This is a genomic window from Paenibacillus praedii, from assembly GCF_049725345.1.
Taxonomy (GTDB): Bacteria; Bacillota; Bacilli; order Paenibacillales; family Paenibacillaceae; genus Pristimantibacillus.
On the sequence record NZ_JBMWAM010000001.1, the window covers coordinates 343,888 to 359,090 of the forward strand.

The following is a 15,203-nucleotide window of genomic DNA, read 5'->3' on the forward strand; positions in this document are numbered from 1 at the left end:
CACCTCTATTCATCAACAAGCCATGTGCGCAAAAGATTAACAAACTCATCAGGCTTCCGCTTGGCGAGCGTCTCGAGATTTTTGCGAGCTTGACTCTCATTACTGACGCTTTCCAAATCAAGCGTTGGATATTCAACCTTCGTCGGTGTTGGCAGTTCGATTTCTTCTTCAACGACTTTTTTACGTCTGCGAGCAAGCATGTATATTAATCCGCCAATAATGGCTAATGCTGCGACACCTATGCCAATGATCCATGGCATCGAAAGAGTAGAGGTTTGAACATCTGATGCACCGCCTGTAAATGTTCTTCCAATAATCGCTACCTTCTGGCCCATGAGGTCAGCATTGGTTACATCTTGACCTGAATCTGCAAGCTGCGAACGAACGAGTGTTGTCAAATAAGTATTGATAGCTCCGAGCGTCGTATCATCATTCAATTCTGATTGCTCGATCCCTACGCTAATCATTAGATCCTTAAGTACGTATGGCGCAGATACAATATTATTATTAATTCGATCCACTTCATAGTTTCTAACTTGAGAGTTGGATTCTGATGAGCTTTCACCAGCGGCTACAGCATCATAAGTGGGAATATCAGTCTCACCAGTTCCTGCATCGCCGCCTGCTTGTCCACCGTTACCCGTTGAGGTATTATTGTTAATTTGTTCGCTAATGATTATGCCGTTGTTATTATTATTTTCTAATGGCCTTACTAATGATTCTTGGGTTTGGATCTTATCGAAGTTCATACTGCTCGAAACTTGAATGACTAAGTTTTCCGGCCCTACGATCGTTCCAAGAAATTGCTGAATATCCTTTTTCAATTCGGTTTCATATTTGCGTTGAATTTGGAATTGGGTTTCAACAGCATCCGTGCTTCCCGCTGTTACGCCGTTAACTTCTGAATAAGTTAATTCTCCTTGGGGACTAGAAATTGTAATATCCTGTACCGCAAGCTTCGGGACCGCTGTTTTCACCAAATTATAATAACCGTCTATTTCTTTTTGACTAGGACGGTAACCGGCTACGAACTCCAACATAATTGAAGCTGATGCCTTCCCTGCATCCTCAGGTGTTAAAAAAACACTTTCTTCAGGCAAATTCACTAAAACCTTTGACGTTTCTACCCCTTGCATTGCATTAAGAAGCTGTTGAATTTCGCCATTCAGCGCATTCAAATATTTAACATTGAATTCATTTTCCGTCGTACCGAAAGCGCTTGAGCTTGCGGTGAACGCCTCAAATCCAATCGAGCCATTTTGCACTAGACCTTGAGAACCTACATCCACTTTAATTCGTGATGCATCCGTACTTGGAACGGAAATGTTCTTGCCGTTGTTGCTAAGCTCATAGGGTATTCCACTTCCATCCAGATAAGTCATAATAGCTGCAGCATCCGTTGTATCCAAGTTCTGAAATGCTATTTCGTACTCCGTTCTAGTAAATACGATGGTTAGTAAAATGATAGCTAACAGTAACCCGCCAATGGATGCCCCCAGCCATATTTTTTGTTTCCTGCCCATTTGACCCCAAAACTGCGAGAGCCTTCCGCGGTACTGGGCCAATCTCTCGTTCACATTGTCACCTCACCCAAATGCTTTGCTAGATCAAAAGTACGATTAAACTTGCATCCGCATAATTTCTTGATAAGCCTCGATTACTTTATTGCGGACCTGGGTGGTAAGCTGCAAATTTAGACTCGCTTGCTCCGAAGCTATAAGAACCTTAGTCACATCAACTTCGCCAACTAAAAATTGAGTGTTAAGATTTTGAACATTTTTTTCCTGAGCATTAACATTATTAATTGCTGATTCCAAAAACTGTCCAAATGATTGCGTCAATTCTGCCGGAGTCGCCTCTTGAATCGGTTTCGATTGTGTTAGTTGTGTGGGATTTATTTGTCCGAGCGACATCGATTGTATCATCATTTCTCCTCCTCTTCATCCTAAAGTCATATTCTTTATTTTCCAATTTCCAGTGCCTTTGCAAACATAGCCTTTGTGGCATTTAATGCCGTTACATTCGCTTCGTAAGAGCGTGAAGCCCCAATCATATCAACCATTTCCTTCGCAACGTCGACATTCGGCATATTCACGTAGCCATTTGCGTCAGCATCAGGATGAGTTGGATTATATACGAGTTTGTTTGGCGAGTGATCCTCTCTTATATGTGTCACCTTTACTCCTTGAGCAGCCTTGTGCCCTCCGAGCTGCTGTGAGAGTATGCTCGAAAACGACTGCTGCATCGGCTCCATGACAACTATTTTTCGCTTATAAGGCTGGAATTGTCCGTTCACGAAGCTGCCACGCGTTGTTTCCGCATTTGCAATGTTAGATGAGATGACATCCATTCGCAGACGCTGCGCGGTTAAAGCAGAAGCGCTAATATCGAAGCCTGTTGAAATTTTCAGAGTTAGCCTCTCCCCTCCATAGATGTTTACTGCATTTTAATTTCATAATCCAATTGATGAACTTGGGCAATTTAACGTGATTGATTTCGTTTCAGCAAAGACATTTCGCCATCAATACCCACATTATTTTCGTGATTGTTCAACTTCGTTGTTTCAGTGGTTATGATTTGGGGTAAATGTAAATGAGAAGCTCGGTTGCCAATACGCAGATGCTTCATATTCGTCCTTCCCCCGGCTCAAAGCTCATGCTGATCATTATCGAATGATTGCTCCAAACATGGTTCGAACCGAACTTCAAAACGTTTAAAATGCGGTATATATGCGTTTTTCACATTGATTGCATTGACGCGCTTAGGCATTATAAATCACCCTCCAGCCTCGAAAATGCTGCGTCATGCAACAAATTCACGTAATTTCACCACTTTCGCAAAGAAGGTCTTTTTTAATATTCAACAGAATATCTCTCATTCCTGCCTGCTTCGACATTAATAATTAAAAAAATGAGATAGAGATGTCGATTTTTGCCGACATCATATTATTCATCAACAGCCTAAATTATAACAATAAGAAATAAGCCCTATCTTTGTATTAAGATAGGGCCGAATTGGTCGAATTGACCTAGGTTATGATTTTATTTTCTCCAATTCCTGTAGTAATTGGGTGTTTAATATTTTAATATAGGTACCCTTCATTCCTAGAGATCTTGTTTCTATGACCCCAGCGCTCTCCAGCTTGCGAAGAGCATTTACGATCACTGAACGAGTAATGCCCACCCGATCTGCTATCTTTGAAGCAACGAGCAAGCCTTCCTTTCCGTCGAGCTCCTCGAAAATATGCTCAACAGCTTCCAGCTCACTAAACGATAATGACCCTACTGCTATGGAAACGGAGGCACGACTGCGCACTTCCTGCTCAATCTCCTCCGTGCGTTCACGCAAAATCTCCATACCGACGATAGTTGATCCATATTCCGCCAAAATAAGATCATCATCATCGAATTTTCCTGATAACCGGGTAAGCACCAGCGTTCCTAGACGATCTCCCCCTCCTACGATTGGGACAACCGTCATAATTTCCTGCTCGCCCAGCTTAGGAAACATTAAAACGCCAGGATCAGGCTGGACATTTGTCATTGATTCCTGCATATCTAAAAAGCGAACATTGCTCTCTAAAGGAAAGCGAAGCTCTTCTGCGGAAAGTGATCTCATAAAATCATGATCATACGCATCCACTGCAGCGCAGCCCAAAATTTTCCCTTTTCGGCTGACGACGAATACATTCGTCTGAATGGTCGTACAAAGAACCTCTGCCATTTCTCTAAAGCTCAGTGCTTTTCCTGCTGCGCGCTGCAGCAATCGGTTAAGCGTTCTTGTTTTCGTAAGTAAAGTCATTTCTCAATTGCCTCCCAAAACTCTTAACAACTACAGTATATATTGACTCAAATCGCGATTTTGAGCAATGGTTCCCAGCTTTTCCCGAACATATTCAGGTGTTATCGTCATTTTATCCAATGATAGCTCAGGCGCCTCGAATGACAAATCCTCTAAAAGCTTCTCAAGAATGGTATGCAGTCTACGTGCGCCAATGTTCTCCGTATTCCGATTCACGTCAGCAGCAATCGATGCAAGCTCGTGAATAGACTCGTCTGAGAATTCAATCTGAATGCCCTCCGTTTCCAAAAGTGCAGAATATTGCTTCGTCAACGCATTTTTCGGCTCTTTCAGAATACTCACGAAATCATCCAAACTTAAGCTGGTCAGCTCTACCCGAATCGGGAATCGGCCCTGAAGTTCGGGAATAAGATCGGAAGGCTTCGAAACGTGAAAAGCGCCTGCTGCAATAAACAGAACATAGTCTGTTTTCACAGGACCATATTTCGTCATAACGGTCGAGCCTTCTACAATCGGTAAAATATCGCGTTGAACGCCTTCTCTCGAAACATCTGGTCCGTTTCCGCGAGATGGACTTGCAATTTTATCAATTTCATCTATGAATATAATACCCGATTGCTCTGCGCGAATAATCGATTCAGAAATGACATCATCCATATCAATTAGCTTATTCGCTTCTTCTTGCGTCAACACTTTACGGGCTTCCTTCACGGGCAGCTTGCGCTTCTTCGGTTTCTTAGGCATGAGCTGGCCGAACAATTCCTGCATATTCATCCCCATGCCTTCAGGCCCTTGTCCAGAGAGCATATCCATCATGTTAGGCGTTGTATCCTCAACCTCTATTTCAATGATCTCATTCTCAAGCTTACCCGCAGCAAGCTGCTCTTTCATTTGCGAACGCTTCTGAGCAAGCCCGTAATCAGCTTCAGGTTCTTCCGCCGCTTCCTGTGCTTGCTGCTGATTACCAAATAACATCTCAAATGGATTTTTTGAAGACTTAGCTTTAGTTGCAGAAGGTGCAAGCAGATTGACAATACGCTCATTAGCAAGTTTTTCCGCTTTTCCCTTAACCTTCTCCGTCTTTTCGCTCTTTACCATTCGAATTGCCGTTTCAACAAGATCGCGAACCATGGACTCAACGTCGCGTCCTACATAACCAACTTCTGTAAACTTTGTTGCTTCAAGCTTTACGAACGGTGCTTTTACAAGCTTAGCCAAACGACGAGCGATTTCCGTTTTACCGACCCCCGTTGGACCAATCATTAAAATGTTTTTCGGAACGATTTCATCACGCAGCGTTTCATCCAGCAAGCTTCTACGATATCGATTACGAAGCGCAATGGCAACTGACCTTTTTGCTTGCTTTTGACCGACGATATATTTATCGAGCTCCGTTACGATCTGACGAGGCGTCATTGCATCATTTCCCATATTAAATCCCTCCGATTTGTTTTCCTTCAACATGGACTTACGAAGCTTGGCAATGGTTTACACACCTATCTATTCAATTTCTTCGACTATAATATTGTTATTCGTGAACACACAAATTTCTGCTGCAATTTCCAATGCAGAGCGAGCGATATCCTTCGCTTCCATATCGGTTGCATGACGCTGCAATGCCCTTGCGGCAGATAATGCAAAGCTTCCTCCCGAACCGATTGCCAAAATGCCGTCATCCGGCTCTATAATTTCACCATTTCCAGAAATAAGCAGCAGTCCCGTCTTGTCCATCACGAGCATCATCGCTTCTAATCTGCGTAGAACCCGATCCGAACGCCATTCCTTCGCAAGCTCAACTGCGGAACGCTGTAAATTGCCGTGATGTTCCTCGAGCTTTCCCTCAAATTTCTCGAACAAAGTGATGGCATCCGCAACCGAACCTGCAAAGCCAGCAACTACCTGTCCCCGGTAAAGCCTTCTCACTTTTTTTGCTTGATGCTTCATGACCATGCTATTTCCAAAGGTTACCTGTCCATCACCTGCAATTGCGCCCTTGCCCTTATGTCGAACCGCGCAAATTGTCGTTGCATGAAATTGCATTTCCATCTCCTTGCCTCCTCTAATATCTGTATGAAATACGGTTACACATCCTACTTACGGCTCATGCCTGCAAATGTTCCCGTTTAAATTGCTCAATCGATTCCAGGGCACGATTGGCAATCATTTCATTTTTCTCTTTCTTATTACGAATCTTATTCTCAAGCGGCGGGAATAATCCAAAATTTGCATTCATTGGCTGAAAATGCTTGAAGTCGGCCGTTGTAATATAGTTAGCCATACTTCCCAAGGTCGTTTGTTCTGGCAAAACAACAGGTTCAAGACCGCGGGCAAGCTTAGCCGCATTGATTCCTGCGATAAGTCCAGAAGCAGCCGATTCTACATAGCCTTCTACCCCAGTCATTTGACCAGCAAAAAATAAATTGTCACGATTATTCATCTGGTACGTTGGCTTAAGCAAGCGCGGAGAATTAATGAATGTATTACGATGCATAACTCCGAAACGTACGAATTCCGCATTTTCCAATCCAGGAATTAAGGAAAATACACGTTTCTGCTCTCCCCACTTCAAATGCGTCTGAAAACCAACCATATTGTAAAGGGTACCTGCAGCATTATCTTGCCGAAGCTGAATAACCGCATAAGGAAGCTTGCCAGTATGAGGATTAACGAGCCCAACTGGCTTCATTGGTCCAAATAATACTGTCTGCTTCCCTCTGCTTGCCATGACCTCTATTGGCATACAGCCTTCAAAATAAATTTCCTTTTCAAAATCTTTAAGCTCCGCCGTCTCCGCAGTCGTGAGGGCCTCATGAAAAACGTTAAATTCCTCTTCTGTCATAGGACAGTTAAGATAAGCTGCTTCACCTTTATCATATCTCGAGGCCAAATATACCTTATTCATATCAATCGAATCTTTATCGATAATTGGCGCTGCGGCGTCATAGAAGTAAAAATACTCCTCGCCAAGCAATTCTCGGATTTGTGCCGACAGCCCCGGTGCCGTTAAGGGACCCGTTGCAATGATGACAATGCCATCCGATGGAATTTCCGTCACTTCTTCGTTACGCACCTCAATAAGAGGATGCTCCCGAAGCCTGCTTGTTACCTCTCCAGAAAAACCATCACGATCTACAGCCAATGCTCCACCTGCCGGTACGGCATGCTGATCGGCGCAGCTTAGAATAAGCGAGTTCAGTTGACGCATTTCCTCTTTCAATACGCCTACCGCATTCGTTAGGCCGTTGGCCCGCAAGCTGTTGCTGCAGACAAGCTCAGCGAATTGATTCGTATGATGAGCCGGTGTTTTGGTTACCGGACGCATTTCGTATAAAACAACAGGCACTCCTTGTGATGCAATTTGCCATGCGGCCTCGCTGCCTGCGAGACCCGCTCCGATTACGGTTACTTTTTGATGTGACAATGTGGTCAATCCTCTCAGAATAAAGTATAACCAAACCTTTGTAGGGCTTTTACCAGACTTTCAAAGGGTTCAACTTCCAAGACCTTCAAAGGCTTTAACTACCGAACCTTCTTAGACTTTCGAACCCACCCAAACCCTCCCTTCCAAGGGAGGGCCCCGAGGGTTGCATCCTATGGACACCCGCAATTAGACTAACGGAGAAGTTATTGAAATGCTTATGTGCTGCGTTTGCTTAGTGCTCGCTTTTGTCCCTGCGGGACATGCTTTCTTTTTTGTGCGCCTGGGACACACTTTGTGTCACGTTTGGCGGCTTATGCTGCCTTTGTATTGAATTAGCGGAATTTTCTGCCTTTAGTAGAGAGAGGCTTGTTCAGGCTGAACAAGCTCGTATAACAACGCTGTCCTCCCTGTTGGAAGGGAGGACGGGTTGATACGGTTAAATGTGAATAGCGATCAAGCGGTTAAATTAGCCATTTTCGAGATCTTGGTCTTCCTCGTCCGGAACCTCTTCGGAATAATCGCAGGAAGGACATTGCAGCTTGACGCCGCTGCGATTGCGTTTCTCAACAAGCATGGTATCGCATTGCGGACATGGTTTGCTTGTTGGTTTGTCCCAGGAAACGTAATCACAGGCAGGATATTGATCACAGCCGTAGAAAATACGCCCCTTTTTGCTCCGGCGCTCAATAATTTTTCCTTCGGCACATTTCGGGCAAGTAACGCCGATGTCTTTCACAATCGGCTTCGTATTGCGACAATCCGGGAAACCGGAACAAGCAAGAAACTTGCCGAAGCGACCCATTTTGTAAACCAAATGACGACCGCATTTTTCGCAAATCTCATCGGAAACCTCATCTTGGATTTCGATTTCCTTCATTTCTTCCTCAGCTACCTCAAGCCGTTTCTCGAAGGAGTCATAGAAGGTTGCAAGCACCTTCACCCAATCCTCCGTCCCTTCCTCCACATGGTCGAGATTTCCTTCCATGTTAGCTGTAAACTCGGCATCAAGAATCTCAGGAAAAAACTCCTCCATCAGCTGAATAACGAGATCACCCAGCTCAGTTGGCATAAATTTCTTCTCTTCCATCGCGATGTAGCCGCGCTTTTGGATTGTTTCCAGCGTAGGCGCATAAGTACTCGGACGCCCTATGCCTAATTCCTCAAGCGTTTTCACAAGCCTTGCCTCCGTATATCGCGGCGGCGGCTGCGTGAAATGCTGCTTAGGATCTATAGCCTCTGATTGAATGGTATCGCCTACTGCGAGCGGCGGCAAAAACTTATGCTCCTCCACCGTACCATCATCATTGCCTTCCACATAAACCTTCATGAAGCCGGCAAACTTCACTTTAGATCCGGCTGCTCTAAAGACCGTATCGCCTGCTTGCAGATCTACTGTCATTGTATCAAGGACAGCCGACTGCATTTGGCTCGACACGAAGCGCTCCCATACAAGCTTATATAAACGAAGCTGGTCTCTGCTTAGAAAAGGTTTCATCGCTTCCGGTTCACGCATGATTGAGGTCGGACGAATCGCTTCATGCGCATCCTGGGCATTACTGTTCTTCTTCGTGTAAATACGCGGCTGCTCTGGAAAAAACTCTGCCCCATATTTTTCTGTAATGTACTCTTTCGCTTCCTCTTGAGCCACAGGTGAGATTCGAGTTGAATCGGTTCTCATATAAGTGATTAAACCGACCGTGCCCTCTTTCCCAAGCTCCACACCCTCATAAAGCTGTTGAGCGACTGACATCGTCTTGGATGCGCGGAAGCCAAGCTTCCGCGCGGCCTCTTGCTGAAGCGAGCTTGTAATGAACGGCGGCGCCGGATTGCGCAGACGCTCCTTCTCGCGCACCTCGGACACCGTGAACGGTTTGCCCTTCATCGCGGCAAGCACTTCCTGCACATCAGCTTCCTTGCCCAGCTCACGCTTCACTCCGTTAACCGAATAGTATTTTGCATCAAACGGAATATTCGTGTGGTTCAGCTTAGCCGTAATCGACCAGTACTCCTCAGGCACAAATGCATCAATCTCATTTTCGCGATCGATAATGAGCTTCACTGCTACCGATTGCACACGTCCGGCCGATAAGCCCTTCTTCACTTTTTTCCACAGCAAAGGGCTAATCTTGTAACCGACTAGACGGTCGAGTATTCGGCGGGCCTGCTGGGCATTCACTAAATCCATATTGATTTTGCGCGGGGTTTTAAAAGCATCTTTAACCGCTTGTTTTGTTATTTCATTAAATACAACGCGGCAGGTGTCCGTCTCATCAAGCTCTAAATAATGCGCCAAGTGCCATGCAATCGCTTCACCTTCGCGATCCGGATCGGCTGCAAGATAGACATGCTTGACTTTTTTGCTAGCATCCTTCAATTCCTTCAGGATGCTGCCTTTCCCGCGTATCGTTATGTATTTAGGATTAAAATCATTTTCAACCTCGACGCCGATCTGGCTTTTTGGCAAATCGCGAATATGACCCATTGAAGCTTTAACGATATATTTGCTGCCTAAATACTTTCCGATCGTTTTGGCTTTAGCTGGTGATTCGACGATAACTAATGAATCTGCCATGTGAGGCGCCTCCTCTCTCCAATGCAAGCTATAAAGCGATATATATTGACCCAGGCTGCAGTTCAATTTTCCGTTTTATACATAAATTTAGCAGAAGTGAATTCAAATGTCCAAACGGAATAGCTGACAGCTCATGTAATTCATTGATGGATAAGGGCTGATCCTGTAATAATGCAATCAATTTCAACTCGTCTGGCGATAGCGCTGAAGCCTGTGAAATCTTCTCGGATTCGCTTCCTTCAATCGATTTCTTGAAGGACTCTAATACCGCAGGCAGCCAAGAAAGCTCGTCAACAATATCCTTTACACTGCTGATTAGCTTCGCTTCCCCGCGTTTTATAAGCTCGTTCGGACCTTCGCTCTTCGGGGAAGATATTGGTCCGGGTATGGCGAAAATCTCTCTAGACATATCAGACGCATGCTGCGCCGTGATGAGAGATCCGCTTCGTGTAGCTCCTTCAACGACGACGGTCCCAACGGACAAGCCTGCTATGACTCGATTACGCTGCGGAAACTGTCCGGGATGAAGAGGCGTACCGATCGGCGTCTCCGATACCAACAAACCATGCTCCGCAATTTTGTGAAATAGGGATAGATTCTCAGGCGGATAGCATGTGTCGATTGGCGTGGGCAGAACAGCTATTGTACTTCCTGCTTCATTGAGCGCAGCTTCATGTGCTTTGCTGTCGATCCCTCTTGCCAAACCGCTGACAACCGTTAAGCCTGCCGCAGAAAGCTCCTTCGCAAGCGCCATAGCCGAATGTTTTCCATATGCCGTTGGCACTCTTGTGCCTACTACTGCAACGCATGGCCGCTGCAGAAGCTCAAGTCTCCCTCTCGCATACAAAACCCATGGCGGCTGAGCTATTTCCTTCAACACCTGCGGATATGCCGCATCAAACGGCGTCAATACAATCGCATTAGCTTTGGCTACAGCTGTAGAGGGTTCTTCTGTTAAAATCCAGGGTTGCTCTGCATAACGATCTACAGCCTTCTGAGCCTGACCGCGATGCAAGCCAATGGAGAGCAAATCCTCTATCGTCCAATGACGTTTATTCCAAAATTGATGCTTAATCGCCTTCTGAATCGCATGCCATCCAATGCCCGGTATTTCATGGAATGCAATAATCATTTGTCTTCGAATGGCTTGATCGTTAGTCATTTAATCCAACCCCTTCATATGTAGGGCTGGCTTGCATTCCTATCTATTGTGCTTCACACAGCAGAAGAATGCAAGTCAACCACAAAAATAATGAATCTTCCCAAAAAAAAAGCAACCCTTCAATTCCCGTTATCGGGTCATTGAAAGGTTGCTTACCTCAACCATTGCTATTTATTTACGTGTAATACATTTTTCGAGCAAGCCTTGCTCTTCAAGCACGCTCACAAGCGTAGAGCCCATTTCGGAAGGCGTTGGCGCCACTTTAATGCCGCAAGCCTCGAGTGTTGCTATTTTCTCAGCAGCCGTTCCTTTACCTCCAGAAATAATCGCGCCCGCATGTCCCATGCGTTTGCCTGGAGGCGCTGTAGCGCCGCCGATGAAGCCGACAACCGGCTTCTTCATATTCGCTTTAATCCACTCGGCAGCTTCTTCCTCTGCTGTGCCGCCGATTTCACCGATCATGATGACAGCGTAAGTATCTGGATCGTCATTGAATTTGCTTAAAATATCGATGAACTCGGAGCCTTTAACCGGGTCTCCGCCGATACCAACCGCGGAGGATTGACCAATACCGCGAGTCGTAAGCTGATGAACCGCTTCATATGTTAACGTACCAGAGCGGGAAATAACCCCTACATGTCCAGCGGAGTGAATGTAGCCCGGCATGATGCCGATTTTACATTCGCCTGGCGTAATAACGCCTGGACAGTTAGGTCCGATCAAAGTCGTTTTGCTGCCGTCCATGTAACGTTTTACTTTAACCATGTCAAGCACCGGAATGCCTTCTGTGATACAAATAACGAGATCCAGCTCCGCATCAACAGCTTCCATGATCGCATCTGCAGCAAATGCAGGCGGTACATAAATAACAGAAGCGTTAGCGCCAGTAGCAGCAACTGCTTGAGCCACTGTGTTGAATACTGGAAGGGAAACATTTGATCCGTTATCAAGAGTAATATCGACGTTCGTGCCGCCCTTGCCAGGCGTTACGCCGCCTACCATTTGCGTACCGTATTCCAATGCGCCTTTTGTATGGAACAAGCCAGTAGCACCGGTAATACCTTGCGTTATGACTTTAGTATCTTTATTAACTAAAATGCTCACTCTTAACTCACATCCCCTGAATGAATTCGTATGCGGCGAGCCGCACAACAAGTTATCTTATTTCACGAGAGCGACAATCTTCTGCGCGCCGTCCGCCATGGAATCCGCAGCCACGATGTTCAATCCCGATTCTTTCAAAATAGTTTTGCCTAGATCAACGTTCGTGCCTTCAAGACGAACAACGAGCGGACGGTCAAGACCGACCTGCTTCGCTGCTTCAACAACGCCGTTGGCAATGACGTCGCAGCGCATAATGCCGCCGAAAATGTTAACGAAAATACCTTTAACTTTCGCGTCGGACAAAATGATTTTGAACGCTTCTGTTACCTTCTCAGCTGTCGCGCCGCCCCCTACGTCCAGGAAGTTGGCAGGGTCGCCGCCGTAGTATTTAATAATATCCATCGTTGCCATTGCTAGACCAGCGCCATTAACCAAGCAGCCAATGTTGCCGTCAAGAGCGATATAGCTAAGATCGAATTTGGATGCTTCAATTTCCTTTGCATCTTCCTCTTCCAGGTCACGAAGCTCCACAATATCCTTGTGACGATACAGTGCGTTCGAATCGAAGTTCAGCTTCGCATCAAGCGCAATGACTTGACCGTCGCCAGTAACGACAAGCGGATTAATTTCCGCGATCGAAGCGTCCTTCTCGACGAATGCCGTATACAGGGAGATCATGAATTTTACCGCTTTATTGACAAGCTCGCCTGGAATGTTGATCGAATAAGCCAATTTGCGCGCTTGGAAAGCTTGCAGGCCAACAGCCGGATCAACAATTTCTTTGAAAATTTTCTCCGGGGAATGCTCTGCTACTTCCTCAATCTCTGTTCCGCCCTCTTCCGAGGCCATCATAACGACACGACCCGTACCGCGATCCAAAACAACGCCGATATAATATTCTTTCTTGATATCGCAACCTTGCTCAATCAGAAGGCGTTTTACTTCCTTGCCTTCCGGACCTGTTTGATGCGTAACCAGCACTTTGCCGAGAATTTCACTCGCATAAGCACGCACCTCGTCCAAATTTTTTGCCACTTTTACGCCGCCCGCTTTACCGCGGCCGCCTGCGTGAATTTGAGCCTTCACGACAACGACTGGTGAACCGAGTGCTTTAGCCGCTTCAACAGCTTCATCGACGGAGAAGGCTACTTTTCCTTCTGGTACGACTACTCCATACTGTTTTAGGACCGCTTTGCCTTGATACTCATGGATATTCATTGTTGAAATCCTCCATTTCACAGACCGAAATCAGTCATATGTACACAAACCTATACCATTGTAGCACCTTTCACCGCTTGTTACCTTACTTTCATTCATAATTAATACGGCTTTTTTGATATGGATTCAATCTCAAATTGAGATTAGATCCAATAATTCAGCAAAAAAGCCGATAATTATAGCTTAAGACACGCCCATTAGTATAGCCCAAACGGTTACCCTATACACTTAATTTCAAGAGGATTGACAAGCTATAATCCTCTCCATTATGATAATTTCAATAATAAAACGATACGGAATGGTAAGGAAGCACCTTCATTCATGTAATGGGGGTTTTTTTGTCGTGTTCAGCTTAATTCGAAGCGCAAGCGTCTATGGTGTTGATGGCAAAAGCATATCGGTAGAAGTAGACATCGCGAGCGGTCTCCCGCAAGTAAATATCGTTGGTTTGCCAGACCCAGCTGTTCGCGAATCAGTAGAAAGGGTACGAGCAGCGCTTAAAAACAGCGGGTTTACGTTTCCCATGGACCGGATTACGGTCAATTTGGCTCCTGCTGATTTGCGCAAGGAGGGTACCTCCTTCGACTTGGCTATTGCAGCAGGAATACTGATCTCAAGCGGACAAGTCAGCTCGGACCCTTTTGAACAAACCTTATTAGTAGGCGAGCTATCGCTGAATGGCAGCGTTAGGCCAGTCACCGGCATGCTGGCTATGCTGGAACAAGCAAAGCTGTCGGGCATACGCCGCGTTCTGCTCCCGCTGGACAATGTCAAGGAAGCTGCCTGGATATCCGGAGTAGAGCTGTTCGCACTAACTCATCTGAAAGAGCTAGATTCACTAAAAAATAAAACCAAAGATTGGCACCACATACGTGTCGATGCAGAGAAGCTGTCTGCCATTCGAGGCGTGCCAAGCGAAGACTATCCTCATGCTTTGTATGATGAACTAGGAGATTACAGTGATGTCGTGGGACAGCATCAAGCCAAACGCGCCATGCTAATCGCCGCTGCTGGCAAACACAACATTCTTCTAAGCGGTCCCCCCGGGACCGGAAAAACAATGATGATCCGCCGACTTCCCGGGATATTGCCGGTGCTCAGTGAACAAGAGGCATTGGAGGTTACGAAAATATATAGTGTGGCGGGCAAGCTGGCGGAGAGCTCTCACGGTCTAATTACCCATCCACCATTCCGCGCTCCTCACCATACGATATCCGCCGGCGGCCTTATCGGCGGCGGCTCGATACCGAAGCCTGGCGAAGTAACATTGGCTCACCGAGGCGTTCTTTTTCTCGATGAGCTGCCTGAATTCCCTAGACAAGTTCTAGAGGTCATGCGACAGCCGCTTGAGGATCGAATCGTGACCATTTCTCGCTCCAAAGCTATTTTCCAGTTTCCTGCAAGCATTATGCTTGCGGCTTCCTTTAATCCGTGCCCATGCGGTTATTATGGACATGAATACGGTGACAAACGCTGTATTTGCAGCGCATCCATCATCAGCCGCTACCGCTCGAAAATTTCCGGACCGCTTCTGGATCGAATAGATCTGCACCTGGAGGTGCCTCGGCCAATTTCCATTGATCATGACAAGACAAGTCCCTCTCTGTCTTCATCTCAAATGCGGCAAATGGTCACAGCTGCAAGAACCTTTCAGCAAACGCGCGCTTCTGAGCTCGGCGTTATCGCAAATGGCGAATTATCCGGCGCTGCGCTGCGCAAAACAGTTCATATGAAGCAAGAAGCCTCAACCTTGCTTGAAAACGCCTTTAAAGCGTTAGGCATCAGTATGCGTGCCTATGACCGGATGCTTAGGCTGTCACGAACGATTGCAGATCTTGAAGCAAGCGAGACGGTGGAGGAAGAGCATGTCGCAGAAGCCATTCAATACCGAAGGCTGGAAATATCTCAGCCTTGATCAACACAGA

The 15,203-nt window shown here is 46.1% G+C and carries 12 protein-coding genes; 1 reads left to right on the top strand and 11 read right to left on the bottom strand.

Annotation, left to right across the window (positions count from 1 at the left end; all coding sequences use genetic code 11):
• Positions 1-5 precede the first annotated feature (5 nt).
• The 11 genes from fliF to sucC form a co-directional block, all read right to left on the bottom strand.
• Entirely contained in the window at positions 6-1,577 is a 1,572-nt protein-coding gene (fliF, locus tag ACO9K6_RS01695; RefSeq protein WP_424765795.1) for a flagellar basal-body MS-ring/collar protein FliF, read from the bottom strand.
• A gap of 42 nt (positions 1,578-1,619) precedes the next feature.
• A complete protein-coding gene (gene fliE / locus ACO9K6_RS01700) occupies positions 1,620-1,925 on the bottom strand; it encodes a flagellar hook-basal body complex protein FliE (RefSeq protein WP_424765796.1) in 306 nt (101 codons plus the stop codon).
• A gap of 35 nt (positions 1,926-1,960) precedes the next feature.
• A complete protein-coding gene (flgC, locus tag ACO9K6_RS01705) occupies positions 1,961-2,410 on the bottom strand; it encodes a flagellar basal body rod protein FlgC (protein WP_424765948.1) in 450 nt (149 codons plus the stop codon).
• Positions 2,411-3,033: 623 nt separating this feature from the next.
• Positions 3,034-3,801 carry a GTP-sensing pleiotropic transcriptional regulator CodY gene (gene codY, locus ACO9K6_RS01710; protein ID WP_424765797.1) on the bottom strand — a complete coding sequence of 256 codons (768 nt, stop codon included), beginning with the start codon at positions 3,799-3,801 and terminating at the stop codon, positions 3,034-3,036.
• A 30-nt stretch (positions 3,802-3,831) separates the two neighbouring features.
• A complete protein-coding gene (gene hslU, locus ACO9K6_RS01715; protein WP_424765798.1) occupies positions 3,832-5,232 on the bottom strand; it encodes an ATP-dependent protease ATPase subunit HslU in 1,401 nt (466 codons plus the stop codon).
• A gap of 69 nt (positions 5,233-5,301) precedes the next feature.
• A complete protein-coding gene (gene hslV, locus ACO9K6_RS01720) occupies positions 5,302-5,847 on the bottom strand; it encodes an ATP-dependent protease subunit HslV (RefSeq protein ID WP_424765799.1) in 546 nt (181 codons plus the stop codon).
• Positions 5,848-5,902: 55 nt separating this feature from the next.
• Positions 5,903-7,222 carry an FADH(2)-oxidizing methylenetetrahydrofolate--tRNA-(uracil(54)-C(5))-methyltransferase TrmFO gene (trmFO, locus tag ACO9K6_RS01725; RefSeq protein ID WP_424765800.1) on the bottom strand — a complete coding sequence of 440 codons (1,320 nt, stop codon included), beginning with the start codon at positions 7,220-7,222 and terminating at the stop codon, positions 5,903-5,905.
• Between the two features lie 466 nt (positions 7,223-7,688).
• Positions 7,689-9,794 (bottom strand): type I DNA topoisomerase, encoded by a 2,106-nt coding sequence (gene topA / locus ACO9K6_RS01730; RefSeq protein WP_424765801.1) that lies wholly within the window; start codon positions 9,792-9,794, stop codon positions 7,689-7,691.
• A 28-nt stretch (positions 9,795-9,822) separates the two neighbouring features.
• The gene (gene dprA, locus ACO9K6_RS01735; RefSeq protein WP_424765802.1) at positions 9,823-10,956 is read right to left on the bottom strand and encodes a DNA-processing protein DprA; all 1,134 of its coding nucleotides are present in this window, start codon (positions 10,954-10,956) and stop codon (positions 9,823-9,825) included.
• A 171-nt stretch (positions 10,957-11,127) separates the two neighbouring features.
• Positions 11,128-12,060, bottom strand: a complete 933-nt coding sequence (sucD, locus tag ACO9K6_RS01740; RefSeq protein WP_424765803.1) for a succinate--CoA ligase subunit alpha — start codon at positions 12,058-12,060, stop codon at positions 11,128-11,130.
• A 57-nt stretch (positions 12,061-12,117) separates the two neighbouring features.
• Positions 12,118-13,278 (bottom strand): ADP-forming succinate--CoA ligase subunit beta, encoded by a 1,161-nt coding sequence (gene sucC, locus ACO9K6_RS01745; protein ID WP_424765804.1) that lies wholly within the window; start codon positions 13,276-13,278, stop codon positions 12,118-12,120.
• Positions 13,279-13,621: 343 nt separating this feature from the next.
• Between sucC and ACO9K6_RS01750 the strand changes: the two genes are divergently transcribed.
• Positions 13,622-15,193, top strand: coding sequence for a YifB family Mg chelatase-like AAA ATPase (locus tag ACO9K6_RS01750; protein ID WP_424765805.1), 1,572 nt, complete (start codon positions 13,622-13,624; stop codon positions 15,191-15,193).
• The last annotated feature ends 10 nt before the right edge of the window (positions 15,194-15,203 follow it).